The sequence below is a fragment of the Celeribacter neptunius genome (assembly GCF_900113955.1).
Lineage (GTDB): Bacteria > Pseudomonadota > Alphaproteobacteria > Rhodobacterales > Rhodobacteraceae > Celeribacter > Celeribacter neptunius.
Window position 1 is genome coordinate 104456 of sequence record NZ_FORH01000003.1, and the last position, 13537, is coordinate 117992.

12 protein-coding genes and 1 tRNA gene are annotated in these 13537 nt (G+C 62.4%); 7 read left to right on the forward strand and 6 right to left on the reverse strand.

Annotated elements, in window-relative coordinates; all coding sequences use genetic code 11:
• The first annotated feature begins 70 nt into the window (after positions 1-70).
• The 6 genes from BM151_RS09285 (at position 71) to nadC (ending at position 6308) form a co-directional block, all read left to right on the forward strand.
• Positions 71-385 (forward strand): TIGR02300 family protein, encoded by a 315-nt coding sequence (locus BM151_RS09285; protein WP_090060285.1) that lies wholly within the window; start codon positions 71-73, stop codon positions 383-385.
• Between the two features lie 192 nt (positions 386-577).
• Positions 578-653, forward strand: a tRNA-Ala gene (locus BM151_RS09290).
• Between the two features lie 491 nt (positions 654-1144).
• Positions 1145-2242 carry a calcium-binding protein gene (locus tag BM151_RS09295; protein ID WP_090060287.1) on the forward strand — a complete coding sequence of 366 codons (1098 nt, stop codon included), beginning with the start codon at positions 1145-1147 and terminating at the stop codon, positions 2240-2242.
• Positions 2243-2816: 574 nt separating this feature from the next.
• On the forward strand, positions 2817-3869 hold the full coding sequence (gene nadA / locus BM151_RS09300; protein ID WP_090060289.1) for a quinolinate synthase NadA: 1053 nt from the start codon (positions 2817-2819) through the stop codon (positions 3867-3869).
• A gap of 7 nt (positions 3870-3876) precedes the next feature.
• Entirely contained in the window at positions 3877-5463 is a 1587-nt protein-coding gene (locus BM151_RS09305; RefSeq protein ID WP_090060291.1) for an L-aspartate oxidase, read from the forward strand.
• Positions 5460-6308: a carboxylating nicotinate-nucleotide diphosphorylase gene (gene nadC / locus BM151_RS09310; protein ID WP_090060293.1), complete on the forward strand. Its 849-nt coding sequence runs from the start codon at positions 5460-5462 to the stop codon at positions 6306-6308. The genes BM151_RS09305 and nadC overlap by 4 nt, the downstream gene beginning before the upstream one ends.
• A 4-nt stretch (positions 6309-6312) precedes the next feature.
• Here the strand turns inward: nadC and nirD are convergent, their stop codons facing one another.
• The 3 genes from nirD to BM151_RS09325 form a co-directional block, all read right to left on the reverse strand.
• A complete protein-coding gene (nirD, locus tag BM151_RS09315; RefSeq protein ID WP_090060295.1) occupies positions 6313-6633 on the reverse strand; it encodes a nitrite reductase small subunit NirD in 321 nt (106 codons plus the stop codon).
• Complete coding sequence (gene nirB, locus BM151_RS09320) at positions 6630-9101, reverse strand: nitrite reductase large subunit NirB (protein WP_090060297.1); 2472 nt, start codon at positions 9099-9101, stop codon at positions 6630-6632. Before nirB ends, nirD begins: the two co-directional genes overlap by 4 nt.
• 324 nt (positions 9102-9425) lie before the next feature.
• Positions 9426-10568 carry an alpha-D-ribose 1-methylphosphonate 5-triphosphate diphosphatase gene (locus BM151_RS09325; protein WP_090060746.1) on the reverse strand — a complete coding sequence of 381 codons (1143 nt, stop codon included), beginning with the start codon at positions 10566-10568 and terminating at the stop codon, positions 9426-9428.
• 79 nt (positions 10569-10647) lie between these two features.
• On the opposite strand from BM151_RS09325, the gene BM151_RS09330 reads away from it, so the two are divergent.
• Positions 10648-11331, forward strand: coding sequence for a DUF1045 domain-containing protein (locus BM151_RS09330; protein WP_090060299.1), 684 nt, complete (start codon positions 10648-10650; stop codon positions 11329-11331).
• On the opposite strand, the gene phnN is transcribed toward BM151_RS09330, so the two are convergent.
• From phnN to BM151_RS09345, 3 genes are read right to left on the reverse strand one after another with little or no spacing between them, the layout of a single operon-like run.
• On the reverse strand, positions 11313-11855 hold the full coding sequence (phnN, locus tag BM151_RS09335; RefSeq protein ID WP_090060302.1) for a phosphonate metabolism protein/1,5-bisphosphokinase (PRPP-forming) PhnN: 543 nt from the start codon (positions 11853-11855) through the stop codon (positions 11313-11315). The two genes, BM151_RS09330 and phnN, sit on opposite strands and share 19 nt — an antisense overlap.
• The gene (phnL, locus tag BM151_RS09340; RefSeq protein ID WP_090060747.1) at positions 11855-12538 is read right to left on the reverse strand and encodes a phosphonate C-P lyase system protein PhnL; all 684 of its coding nucleotides are present in this window, start codon (positions 12536-12538) and stop codon (positions 11855-11857) included. Before phnL ends, phnN begins: the two co-directional genes overlap by 1 nt.
• Before the next feature lie 32 nt (positions 12539-12570).
• Positions 12571-13536, reverse strand: a complete 966-nt coding sequence (locus tag BM151_RS09345) for a CorA family divalent cation transporter (protein ID WP_090060304.1) — start codon at positions 13534-13536, stop codon at positions 12571-12573.
• Position 13537: the final 1 nt, after the last annotated feature.

Consider the following 13537-nt stretch of genomic DNA (forward strand, 5'->3'; position numbering starts at 1 on the left):
ACCTCTCTCGCGATATGGCATGGCCCGCAAATCTCCGCATATGGATCAGCAATTACGAAAGGGATTCAACATGCCCAAAGAGGAATGGGGCGTAAAGCGCCTTTGCCCCACCACCGGCAAACGGTTCTATGACCTGAACCGTGACCCGATCGTGTCTCCCTACACCGGTGAAGTTGTCACCTTTGACGCGAATAACAAATCGCGCGTGGCGATTCAGGAAAAAGTCGCACCGGCGCAGGCCGAAGATGTCGACAACGATGATGATCTGCTCGTCGATGACGATACCGATCTGGATATCGATGACGATCTCCTCGACGATGATGATGATGACGATAACGTCTCTCTCGACGACATCGCCGATGTCGCCGCGGACGATGACGACTGATTGAGAACAATGATGGGCGGCGCGGGATCGCGCCCCCATGACTGTTTCCTGACCGCGCCGAAGCTTTACGACAAAAAATAACGGCTTGTCATTTTTTCTCTTGCAACCCCGAGCGAGACAAAATAGGAAGCGCGGGCAGACGGAAATGACGCCTCTGCAACAGACCCGACCGGGACCCAAACCGGTCATGATGGGGCCTTAGCTCAGCTGGGAGAGCGCCTGCATGGCATGCAGGAGGTCAGCGGTTCGATCCCGCTAGGCTCCACCAAATCCCCCTATATGATTAGATCGCAAAGATTCTACGCAGGGATCTGCGTTACAAAATTCTTCTTTTGTCAGATGGTTACGTCTCATCGACAATATCCCGCCCTTTGGCGCGGCTCTCCAGACCATGCTTGCGCCGGAAGCGTTCGAGCGAATTATGCCCTGACCTTTTGATATCCCAAAAGCGCTCGCCGACTTGTTCGCATTAACAATCGATCCTTTCAGATCGGACCATCGCAGACCATGTCGCTCCAAATGCCACTGCCGCGGCAGAATCATCGACTTCGGAGCTCCCGCATGCGGTCGGAGGGCCGAGGAGATAGCGGTCGGGCGCCGCGACGCCCCGCAGTCATTTCCCCATATGCGCAAACAATCGTCAGAGATATTAGCCATTGTGCTTGCCGCGAGGACAGAGCGTATCGAATTGCGGCATAAAGTTGACAAAACCAAGGCGGGATGATGCTCTTAAGAAAGATTAATTTGGAGCATTTCTAGATGTTTATGTTTGCAGGCCTTCTTGTATCACTGACCGCTGCCGGGTTCATGTTTGATTTCTCGGGAGGCGAGTCGGAGGACCAAGATACGGCAACCACCGGCACCGAAGAGAACGATGCAATCGTCGGGTCCGACATGGATGATGAGGTCATCGCCGGGGCCGGCGAAGACATCATCTTCGGCAACAGCGGCGACGACACCATTCGCGGCTATGCCGATGATGACACGGTGATCGGCGGCGATGGCGATGACGACCTGCGCGGCAACGGCGGCGATGATCAACTCTATGGTGAAGACGGCAACGATCTGCTGCGGGGCGGCTGGGGCGACGATCTGGCGGTCGGTGGCGAAGGCAATGACACGCTGGTCGGCGACGAGGGTGACGACACGCTGATGGGTGACGCAGGCGATGACCGGCTCTTTGGCGAAGAGGATGACGACACCATCTGGGGCGGGGACGGCAATGACGAGATCGATGGTGGCACGGGCCAGGACCTGCTGAACGGCGGCGCCGGTGACGACACCATCCGTGGCAGCGGCGGCAGCGACCTGATCTTTGGTGGCGAGGGCAATGACGACCTGCGCGGCAACTCGGGCGACGATGTCGTCGATGGGGCCGAGGGCGAAGACCGTATTCGTGGCGGCGGTGGCGATGACACGCTCGCCGGCGGCGAGGATGACGATTACATCACCGGCGAGATCGGCGATGACACCCTGCTGGGCGAAGACGGCAATGACGTCCTGTTCGACACCGAGGGCAGCAACATCTTCGATGGCGGCGCGGGCGACGATCACATCATCACCGGGCAGACCGGCGATCTCACCGGCGGGGACGGTCTTGACCAGTTCGAGGTTGCCTTCGATTCCTTCGAAACCCCGATTGAGGGCGAGGACAGCGCCTATCCGACGGTTCAGGACTTTACACCAGACGAAGATACGATCCTGCTGAGCGGCGTGCCGCAAGATGCCACCGTCGAAGTCAGCGCCATGGCAGATGGCACCGGCTCCAATGTTCTGGTCGACGGCGCAATCGTTCTCGGTGTCCCCGGGGTGACGGATCTCACGGCCGATCAGATCGCGATCGAATACGCGGCCTGATCCGGCGCCGGACCTGTGTTACAGGTCGCAGGCAGGCCCGTTGGCTTGGCGAGCACAGCTGAAAGATATCTGCCCCGTGGCGTTTTCCGCCCCGGGTAATTTTGGGGCCAGAACCAGAGCCGAGGAACTGGACGCACGAATGCCTGCTTTGCGGGACGGAAGGATCGCCTCTCTGGCGCTGAGCCGTGACAAGCCTGCCCGTGGGGTGACGCTTAAACAGGTACGCAGCACTCTATGACACAGCACATTTCTTATTTATGAGGTCTTTGCGCGGCCTGAGTGCGCCAGCCCGGCCGCGCTGAAAGCACGCCTCCGGCGTGGCACGGGCAGGCGCAGGCACCGCAGCCTTCGGCCTTGTCCCGCGCCCAGAAGGCCAATGTCCGACATGGGCGCGAACCTGCCTTTCGATGCGAAAGGCGGAAAGCTCGGCAGGGTGTCATCGCTTCACACCCCGAAATCGGCGACGTTAGCGCCCAAAGGCAGCCGGGATTTTGGCGAGAAGCTGCACGTGGGGCTTGGTTTTGCCCCGGCCAGGCTATAACAGAGAGCAACTTCACCAACGGAGATTGGATCTTTGCTCGATCTTACTCACGTTCGCTCGGTACTCACCGATGCCTATGACCTCGCCCCGTCCCTCGATCTGGCCAATTCCATGCAGGACATCTATGCCCGCATGGATCGTGTGGTGCCCCTGCCCGACTGGGCAATCTACGCCCCCTATGTGAAAGCCATCAATGCGCTGAAAAAAGAGCGCAACGCGGTGATCCTCGGGCACAATTACATGACGCCGGAGATCTATCACGGCGTTTCCGATTTCGTCGGCGACAGCTTGCAGCTGGCGATGAAAGCCGCCGAGGTCGAGGCCGACGTGATCGTCCAGGCCGGTGTGCATTTCATGGCCGAGACCTCGAAGATCCTCAGCCCTCAAAAGACCGTGCTGATGCCGGATATGCAGGCGGGCTGTTCCCTGGCCGAAAGCATCACCGCCGACGGCATCGAGGAAATGCGGGCGAAATACCCCGGCGCGCCGGTGGTCTCCTACGTCAACACCACGGCCGAGGTGAAAGCCGCCTCCGACATCTGTTGCACCTCGTCGAACGCCGCCCAGATCGTCGCCGCGCAAGAGAGCGACACGGTGATCATGACTCCGGATCAGTATCTGGCACAGAATGTCGCCCGCGACGTGCCGCAGAAAAACGTGGTGTTCTGGCCCGGCTCCTGCATCGTGCACGAACAATACACGGCCGAGGACATCAACGACTTTCGCAGCTGGAACCCGGGAACGAAGATCATCGCCCATCCGGAATGCCCCCCCTCGGTGATCGAGGCTTCGGATTTCTCCGGCTCCACGAGCGGCATCATCAAATATGTCACCGAGAACAAGCCGAAACAGGCGATGCTGGTGACCGAATGCTCGATGGCTTCGAATATCGCCGACGAGCTGCCGGAGGTCGATTTCCTCGGCCCCTGCAACATGTGCCCCTATATGAAGAAGATCTCGCTCGAAAAGATCCTCTACGTGCTGCACACGATGGACAATCAGGTCGAGGTCGATGAGGCCATCGCCGCCAAGGCACGCCTGTCGGTGCAACGTATGATCGACCTGTCGCGCGAGCTTGGGATTTAAGCCGGACATGAAAATCGTCACCACCGATCGCATCGTCATCGTTGGCGCAGGGCTCGGTGCCCTTTACGCCGCTCTGGAATTGGCGCCCCGCCCGGTGGTGATGATCTCCCCCGAGACGCTGGGGCTGGGCGCAAGTTCCGCTTGGGCCCAGGGCGGTGTCGCCGCCGCCATGGACCCCGCCGACACGGCCGAGAACCACGCCCATGACACCGAGGTGGCGGGCGCCGGCACGGTCGATCCCAAAATCGCCGCCATGGTCACCCATGAGGCACGGGCGCATATTCTCGATCTGACCTCCTTGGGCGCACCGTTCGATCGCACCGAGGATGGCGGCTATGTGCTGTCACGCGAGGCGGCGCATAGCTTTGCCCGTGTGGTACGGGTCAAGGGCGATCAGGCCGGGGCCGCGATCATGGCGGCGCTCATCGAGCGCGTCCGTGCGACCCCGTCGATCCAGGTGCTCGAAGGCACGATGGCGGTCGATCTCGATGTCGAGAACGGTCGGATCACCGGCGTCGCGATCCAGGCCGCCGATGAGGCCCGCTCTGCCCCGGTGATGCTGCGCGGTGCCGCCTATCTGATGGCCGGGGGCGGCTCTGGCGGGCTGTTTGCCGTGACCACCAATCCGCCGCGCATCCGCGGTCAGGTGATCGGCATGGCGGCGCGGGCCGGTGCGGTGATCGCCGACCCGGAATTCGTGCAATTTCACCCGACCGCGATCGATGTCGGCGAAGACCCGGCACCTCTGGCGACCGAGGCGCTCCGGGGCGAAGGCGCGGTGCTGATCAACAAGCATGGCGAACGCTTCATGCTCGGGCTGCACAAGGATGCGGAACTGGCGCCGCGCGATGTGGTGGCGCGTGCGGTCTATACCCAGTCGCAGGCCGGGATGCGGCCGATGCTCGACACCCGCGAGGTGCTGGGCGAACGGATCAAGACCCAATTCCCGACCGTGGCCGAGGCCTGCGCCCGCAACGGCATCGACCCGGCGAAAGAGCCGATCCCGGTGGCCGCCGCCGCGCATTACCACATGGGCGGGATCGACACGGATATCGACGGGCAATCGTCTCTCGGCAATCTCTGGGTCTGTGGCGAGGCGTCCTCGACCGGGCTGCACGGCGCCAACCGGCTGGCCTCGAACGGCTTACTCGAAGCGCTGGTCTATGGCCGGGTCTGTGCCCGGGGCATGCTGAAAAGCCTTGGCGAAACGCCGGAGAGCCTGGAGGACCCCGGTGAAACTCCCGAGGTCACGATCACCTTCGAGCAAGGCGGCGAACGCCCGGATGCGCGCGCCGTGGCCAGGCTCCGCCAGACCATGACCGGCTGTGTCGGTGTGGTGCGCGATGCCAAGGGGCTGAAAACCGCGCTCAGGGCCATTGCCGAGATCGAGAGCGCGCACCCCGAAAGCCGTTCTTTCGCCAATATGTGCGCCACCGCCACCCTGATCGCCGCCGGGGCGTTGTTGCGCGAGGAAAGCCGCGGCGCGCACGAGCGCAGCGATTTCCCGGACATGGCAGAGCGCGGCAAACGCACGAAAATCACCCTGCCTGAGGCGCTCGCCCTGCGAGAGAAAGTCATTGAGGAGCTGTCATGACCCTTCCCGATCTCATCCTGGAACCGATGGTGCGCAACGCGCTGATGGAAGACCTCGGTAGCTATGGCGACATCACCACCCGCACCGTGATCCCGGCCGGCACCACCTATAAGGCGCGGCTCAATGCCCGCGCCGATGCGGTGGTCTCGGGCATGCAGATCGCCCGCATCGCCTTTCACCTCGTCGATCCCTCCCTGAAAGTCCGCACGGTGATCGGCGACGGTCAGCGCTGCCAAAAGGGTGACGTTCTGATGGAGATCGAAGGCGACGCCGCGGCGATCCTCTCGGGCGAACGCGTGGCGCTGAATTTCGCCGGGCGCCTCACCGGCATTGCCACGATGACGGCGGGCTATGTGGCCGCCGCCGAAGGCTATGCGACCCGCATCACCTGTACCCGCAAAACCACGCCGGGGCTCAGGATCGTCGAGAAACAGGCGGTGCTGCATGGTGGCGGCTTCAACCACCGCTATTCCTTGTCGGATGCGATCCTGATCAAGGACAATCACATTGCCGCCGCCGGCGGCATCCGTCAGGTGCTCGAGGCCACCAAGGCGCAGGCCAGCCATATGATGGTGGTCGAGATCGAGGTCGACCGTCTAGACCAGCTCGCAGAAGTGCTCGAGGTCGGCGGCGCCTCCGTCGTGCTTTTGGACAATATGGACAACGACATGCTGCGCGAGGCGGTCGCCATGGTGGCCAAGGACGGAGACCGCATCAAGACCGAGGCCAGCGGCAATGTCACGCTCGAGCGCATCGCCTCGATTGCCGCCACGGGGGTCGATTACATCTCCTCGGGCGCGCTGACCCATTCGGCCGGCACCGTCGATCTCGGCCTCGATTTCTGACGCATCACAGCCCGAGCAACACGGTCTCCCCGTCCAGTTTCACCGGGAAACTTGCGGTCTCGCCCTCATCGGCGCCCTGTGCGGCGCCGGTCTCCAACGAGATCACCCAGTTGTGCAGCGGGCATGTGACACAGCCGTCGTGCACGATGCCCTGGCTCAGCGGGCCATTCTTGTGCGGGCATTTGTCTTCGAGGGCGAAAAGCCGGTCATCCGCGGTGCGGAAGATGGCGATGGTCATTTCGCCGTTTTTCACGCAGCGCGCACCTTGGCGCGGGATGTCACTCAAGCTGCCGACGTCAATCCAGTTTTTGGTCTGCATGTTCATTCCGCTGCCTCCAGATTGAGCGTGGCCATGGGAGAGAATTCATGGGCTTCGGCGCCGGCGACGCGTTCGGCCCAGGGGTCGATCTGTGCGAATTTCTGAGAATACCGGAACCGTTCGGCGTAGCTCTTGCGCGCCTCAAGGTCGTCGTAGGCCACCTCTTTGATGTGATCGTAGCCAATCCGGTTGGCCCATTTGTAGATGCGCTCGAGGTAGAACCCGGTCTCGCGATAATATTGTGTCAGCGCGCAGATGGTCTCCATCACCTCGTCTTCACTGGCAACCTTGCCCAAGGGCGTTGTGCCCTGGATATGCAGGCCCGCCGCGCCGCCATAGACGATCTCATAGCCGCTATCGACACAGATCACGCCGATGTCCTTACAGGTCGCCTCGGCGCAATTGCGCGGGCAGCCGGTGACGGCGAGTTTCAGTTTCGCAGGCGACCAGGCGCCCCAGAGCGCTTTCTCGAGCTTGATGCCGAGCCCGGTCGAATCCTGCGTGCCGAAGCGGCACCAATCCGTACCGACACAGGTTTTCACCGTCCTGAGCCCCTTGGCATAGGCCGCGCCCGACACCATCCCGGCATCGTTGAGATCGGCCCAGACCGGGATCAGGTCCTCTTTTTTGACCCCCAGCAGGTCGATGCGCTGACCGCCGGTGACCTTGACCGTCGGGATGTCGTATTTGTCGGCCACATCGGCGATCGCGCGCAGCTCATCCGGCGTGGTGATGCCGCCGAACATCCGCGGCACGACCGAATAGGTGCCGTCCTTCTGAATATTGGCGTGGACGCGTTCGTTGATGAACCGCGACTGCTGGTCGTCCACATATTCACCGGGCCAATCGGCCACCAGGTAATAGTTCAGCGCCGGGCGGCATTTGGCACAGCCCTCGGGCGTCGCCCATTCCAGCTCCTGCATCACCGCCGGGATGGATTTGAGCTCCTTGGCCTTGATCATCCGGCGAATGAACCCGTGACCATGCGTGGTGCAGCCACAGATGCCTTCGGCCTCGGGCAGCTTGAACGCGTCGCCAAGGGTCAGCCCCATGACACTCTCGACCAGCCCGGTACAGGTGCCGCAGGAATTCGAAGCCTTGGTGTGCGCCCGCACATCGGCCAAGGAGGTCAGCCCCTTGTCCTTGATCGCCTGAACGATCGTGCCCTTGCTGATGCCATTGCAACCGCAGATCTCGGCATCGTCCGGCAGCGCCGCGACGGCGGCCAGCGGATCGGCCTGCCCGCCCCCCTGATAGGCCTGACCGAAGATCAGCGTCTCGCGCATTTCGGAGACATCTTCGCCCGAGGTCAGAAGCTGGTTGTACCAGGCGCCATCAGCGACATCGCCATAGAGCACGGCACCGATCACCTTGTTGTCCTTGAGGATCACGCGTTTGTAGGTGCCGCGTTGTGCATCGCGCAGCACGATGTCCTCGCGCCCTTCGCCCTCGGCAAAATCGCCGACCGAATAGAGATCACAGCCGGTGACCTTCAGCTTGGTCGGGGTTTCGGCATGGGCGAAAGCAGCCTCCGACGCCCCGGCAAGATGCGTCGCGGCCACTTTCGCCATGCGGTAGAGCGGTGCGACGAGGCCATAGACCATGCCGCCCACTTCCACGCATTCCCCAACGGAATAGATATGCGGGTCCGAGGTTTTCATCGTCGCGTCCGTCACGATGCCGCGGTTGACCTCGAGCCCGGCCTCCTGCGCGAGCTGCACATTCGGACGGATGCCCACGGCCATCACGACGAGCGAGGCGTCGATCACCGTGCCATCGGCAAGCTCCACGCCCTCGACCTTGTCCTTGCCCAGGATCTGTTTGGTATTGGCCTCGCAACGCACCTCGATGCCGCGGCTTTCCAGCTCTTTTTGCAAAAGATAACCGGCGGCGGTGTCGAGCTGGCGCTCCATCAGCGTCGGCATCAGATGCAACACCGTCACCTCCATGCCGCGCAGTTTCAGACCGGCGGCGGCTTCGAGTCCAAGAAGCCCGCCACCGATCACCACAGCACGACCGCCCTCCTCAGCGGCTTTGATCATGCCGTCGGTATCATCGAGATCACGATAGGCCAGAACCCCCGGCAGATCGTGGCCGGGAACGGGGATGATGAACGGGTTGGAGCCGGTGGCGATGACCAGATTGTCATACTCCGCCACCACGCCCTTTTCAGAGACCACCTTGCGCTCGTGGCGGCGGATCTCGGTGATCTTGTCACCCTGATGCAGAGTCACACCATGTTCCTCATACCAGCCTTCACCATGGATGATGATATCGGCGTAGCTTTTTTCGCCCGACAGCACGGGCGAGAGCATGATACGGTCATAGTTCACGCGCGGCTCGGCGTTGAAAATCGTGACCTCATATTGGTCGGTGGTTTCGAACAGATGTTCGAGCATCCGCCCCGGCGCCATGCCATTGCCGACGATCACGAGTTTCTGTTTGCGGGTCTCAATATGGAGTTCAGCAGTCATAACGGCACTTCCTCTCAGAACGCGGATCGTCACAGACGACCCAATTGGTCTTTGGTGAGATTGCAGCGCCGTTGCTGCGGGCCCCGGATCGGGGCGATATCGGTCACGTCGCGTCCTTGCGACATGCGAGCGCGTGGCTCGTTGCGTTTAGCTTCTAGGAGATCACCGCGCCCGGGCAAGGAGGTTTCCCGCCCCCTGCCCCGATTTTTTTCGCATATGCAGCATGATTGGCTTGTTTTTCACGCGCCTACCCTGCGCATTGCCACAAAAAAAGGCAGTGCGAAAACCACACCGCCTCCATTTCAAATGTCACGAAAGCCCCGTTCAGCCGACCTGACGACCATGTGACCAGACGCCCCGGATCACCGGCGTGCCCTCGATTCGGGCGATCCGCACCAGATCGGCATGCAGCCCCGGCGCAATACGGCCGCGATCCGCGAGCCCCACGGCACGGGCCGGATTGGCGGTCACCGTGGCCACCGCCCGGGGCAGATCGTCCCAGAGATCCGCCAGAAGGATGGCCGAGGAAATCAGCGCCGAGGGCACATAGTCGGACGAGACGATATCCAGCAGCCCGCGTTCGGCGAGGTCATGGGCGGCGACATTGCCGGAATGCGAGCCGCCGCGAATGAGATTGGGCGCGCCCATCATCGCCGAGATACCATGCAGTTTGCAGGCCTGTGCCGCCTCCACCGTGGTCGGGAATTCCGCCACCCGCACGCCGTGTTTGCGCGAGGTCTCGACATGATCCGCCGTGGTATCGTCATGGCTGGCCAGAACCGCGCCGTAGCGCTTGGCCTCCGCCACCGCCACCGCCTCATGCCGGGTGGCATAGGTGTCGCGCAGCTCGTAGAGATGCGCCACGTGATCGTCGAACTCGGCGTCCGACATGCCGCGTTTCTTCTGCACATAATCCTTGAGCTTGGAAATGTCGCGGAACTGCCGCTGACCGGGCGTGTGATCCATAAGGGACACCAGCCCGACGCGATCCTCCGGCCCGAATTCGGCCATTTCTTCCTCGAGCGTCTCGGAACAGATCTCGGCCCGCAGATGCAGGAAATGGCTGATCTTCAGCGCGCCGAGATCGCGCATTCCCATGATCTCGCGCGACAGGTTGCGGGCATATTTGCCATAGCCCGCGTCGCCACGGGTGTGGATCGAGCCCACACGCAGTGCGTCGAATACGGTGGTGATACCGACGGAGGCCAGCTCCGCGTCATGGGCGAGGATCGCCGCCTTATGCGGCCAGTCGACCTTGGGGCGCGGTTCGATATGGCGTTCGAGATTGTCGGTATGCAGCTCGATGAGGCCGGGGATCAGCAAGTCACCCGCACAATCGATCGCACCCGCCACCGTCGTGCCGCCCGTGCTCACATCGGCGATCTTGCCATCTTCGATGCGCACAGAGCCGGTGATTACCTCATTCTCCAGAACGATCCGGGCGTTGCTCAAAGTAAAGTCGGTCATCATCTCATCCTTGTCAGAAGCGCCTGTCTGACCGATCAATGTCACATGGATGTGACAGAGCGCGGATAGGCAGGGCAGCATGGAAAATTTCAAAAGATACGCGGTCTATTACGCCCCCGCGCCGGGGCCGTTCGCCGATGTCTGTGCCAGCTGGCTCGGCTGGGATGCATTCGAGGGGCAGGAGATCCCGCATCCGCAACTCGACGGCCTGCCGCTCCCGGTCTCGGAGATCACCGCCACCCCGCGCAAATACGGGTTTCACGGCACTTTGAAGCCGCCGTTTCGCCTGACCGGCACGGTGGAAGAGTTGCGGAGCGATCTCGAGACCTTCGCCGCCACCCATGCGCCGGTGGTGCTCGATGGGCTGGCTTTGACGCGGATCGGCAGCTTCCTGGCGCTCACGCCCACGGGCGATCTCTCGGCGCTGGAAACGCTGGCGGGCGAAGTGGTCGCCACGCTGGACAAGCATCGGGCGCAGCCGCCAGAGACGGAGCTGGCGCGTCGTCGCGCCTCCGGGCTCTCTGAGCGGCAAGAGGCGCTGTTGACACAATGGGGCTACCCCTACGTGATGGAGGAATTCAAATTCCACCTGACACTTTCCGGCAAGCTCGCGGGAGATGAGGCCGAGGCGGTGAAGGCCGCGCTCCTGCCCGTCTTGGCCCCGCTCCTGCCCGATCCCTTCGTGATCGAGAACCTGTGCCTCTTCGGCGAAGCCGAGGACGGGCGGTTCCATCTCTTGCACCGTTACACCCTCTCCGGCTGAAGCGCCGCGAGAAACTGCACCACCGCCTCTTCGAGGGACCCGTCATTCTCGACCCGGCGAACCGGCAGGCCGGGCGCAATGTCATATCCGGCACGAGCCAGACGTTTTTCGATCTCTTCCCGGCTCTCGCGGCCACGGGCGGCGAGCCGTTTCGCCAGCACCTCTGGTGAGGCGGTGATCAGCAGCACCCCCATATTGGGATAGAGCGCATAGGCCTCCGCCAAGATGCCGCGCGAGCCGTTGAACAGCACATCGTGCCCCTCATTGAGCGCGGTCTCGATCGAGATCGGCACACCGTATTTCAGCCCGTGCGCTTGCCAGTGAAGCGCAAAGTCCCCGGCCTCCAGACGACGGTCGAACTCCTCGACAGAGACGCCTTCGAAATCTTCGCCACCGGCCTCGGTCGGGCGGGTGATCACCCGCTTGGCCCGCACGAGATCCCGACGGCGCTCCATTGTCGCCTCTATCAACGTGTCCTTGCCGACCCCCGAAGGGCCGACCACCGCATAGAGCCGCCCGACCATCAGGCCGCCCTCGAGGGCGTGAAGGCGGAGACATCGATCTCGCGATCCGCCACACGGTCACGTGCCGGAGCATCGTGGAAAATCCCGATGATCGCCGCCCCGCGCGCCTTGGCCTCTTCGATAAGGCTGAGCACGGTCTCACGATTGGTGGCATCGAGCGAGGCGGTGGGCTCGTCCAAAAGCATCGCCGGGTAGGTATGAGCAAAGCCTCGGGCAATATTGACCCGCTGCTGCTCGCCGCCCGAAAACGTCGTCGGCGACAAGCTCCAGAGCGTTTCCGGGATGTTCAGCCGCGAGAGCAGATCGCGGGCGCGCGCGTAAGCCGCCTCCTTCGCCACGCCGACGGCCAGCAAGGGCTCGGCCACCACCTCGAGCGTCGGCACACGCGGCACGACGCGCAAGAATTGCGACACATAGCCCAGCGTGGCACGCCGCAATGCGATGATCTCGCGCGGTTCGGCATTGGCAACGTCCGTTTCGCCGACCCAGATATGCCCCGCCTGGCTCAGGTAATTGCCGTAGATCATCCGCATCAGGGTCGATTTACCAGCACCGGAATTGCCCGTAAGCGCGACGCATTCGCCGGCGGCAACCTCGAAACTGGCGCCTTGCATCACCGGGATCACCGCGCTGCCCTGATTGTGCAGGGTGAAGGATTTCGCGAGATCCTCGATGCGGATCATCGGAGTGTCAGAAGAGGTCTGGGTCATGTCGATCACAGCCATTTTTTCCATTTGCAAAAGAGGTAAGTGCCCAGGGCCGAACCGATCATCAGCGCCGTGGCGATGAGATAGCCGTGCGGGCTTTCCAGTCCCGGGATGAAGGGGAAGTTCATGCCATAGACCGAGGCCACAAGCGTCGGCGGCAGGAACAGGACGGCGACCACCGAGAGGATGCGGCTGGTGTCGCTCTGCTCCAGATTGATCAGACCCAGCGTCACATCGGTGAGCTGCGCGATCCGACCGGCGAGAAAGTCGGAATGCACCGTGAGCGCCTGACAATCCCGGACCTGCGCCTTGAGGATCTCGCGCAGCGCCTTGTCGCCCTTTTCCTCAAGCCCAAGGCCAAAGTTCGACAGCGCCCGCTCGATGGTCAGAAGCGCATGGCGATATTTGGCGACCTGTTCGCTTTGACGTCCCAGCGCTCTGAGCGCATCCGCCAGCTCGTCACCACGTGGTTTCGGATCGCGAAAGGCCACATGCGATTGCTGATCGAGCGCCTCGCCCACACCTTCCATAAGGTCGGCCAGGCGCGCAACGATCTCTTCGATCAGCCCCATGAACAACCGCCGACGCCCGCCGAAACCGGCACTCGATTGCGCCGCGTGATCGGCAAAGGTCTCGAACGGCCGCGGCGTGTGATAGCGCACTGTAAAGAGCCGCTCCGGCGTGATCAGAAAGGCCACGGGACCGAAGCTCGGCGTCTTGTGCTTGTCGAGCCCCGGCAAGACGATGGTGAGCACCTCCGTGTCGCCCTCGCGGTACAGACGGTTGGAGACCTCGATCTCCTGCATATCCGCGAGCGTCGGCACATTGACACCCATGGCCTCCACCGCCGCCACCTGAGCGGACTGCGGGCTCAAAAGATCCACCCAAAGCGCATCGGTCAGATCGCCGGCCCCAAGCGTTTCGGGTGGCAATTTTTCAAGGCCGAGAGGGGTTGCGCGATAGGCGAACATCATG

What these genes read in the sequence shown, in the direction of transcription:
- BM151_RS09285 (WP_090060285.1), top strand. Translation starts at nt 71, where the DNA reads ATGCCCAAAGAGGAATGGGGCGTAAAGCGCCTTTGCCCCACCACCGGC.
- BM151_RS09295 (WP_090060287.1), top strand. Translation starts at nt 1,145, where the DNA reads ATGTTTATGTTTGCAGGCCTTCTTGTATCACTGACCGCTGCCGGGTTC.
- BM151_RS09305 (WP_090060291.1), top strand. Translation starts at nt 3,877, where the DNA reads ATGAAAATCGTCACCACCGATCGCATCGTCATCGTTGGCGCAGGGCTC.
- nadC (WP_090060293.1), top strand. Translation starts at nt 5,460, where the DNA reads ATGACCCTTCCCGATCTCATCCTGGAACCGATGGTGCGCAACGCGCTG.
- nirD (WP_090060295.1), bottom strand. Translation starts at nt 6,633, where the DNA reads ATGAACATGCAGACCAAAAACTGGATTGACGTCGGCAGCTTGAGTGAC.
- nirB (WP_090060297.1), bottom strand. Translation starts at nt 9,101, where the DNA reads ATGACTGCTGAACTCCATATTGAGACCCGCAAACAGAAACTCGTGATC.
- BM151_RS09325 (WP_090060746.1), bottom strand. Translation starts at nt 10,568, where the DNA reads ATGACCGACTTTACTTTGAGCAACGCCCGGATCGTTCTGGAGAATGAG.
- BM151_RS09330 (WP_090060299.1), top strand. Translation starts at nt 10,648, where the DNA reads ATGGAAAATTTCAAAAGATACGCGGTCTATTACGCCCCCGCGCCGGGG.
- phnN (WP_090060302.1), bottom strand. Translation starts at nt 11,855, where the DNA reads ATGGTCGGGCGGCTCTATGCGGTGGTCGGCCCTTCGGGGGTCGGCAAG.
- phnL (WP_090060747.1), bottom strand. Translation starts at nt 12,538, where the DNA reads ATGATCCGCATCGAGGATCTCGCGAAATCCTTCACCCTGCACAATCAG.
- BM151_RS09345 (WP_090060304.1), bottom strand. Translation starts at nt 13,536, where the DNA reads ATGATGTTCGCCTATCGCGCAACCCCTCTCGGCCTTGAAAAATTGCCA.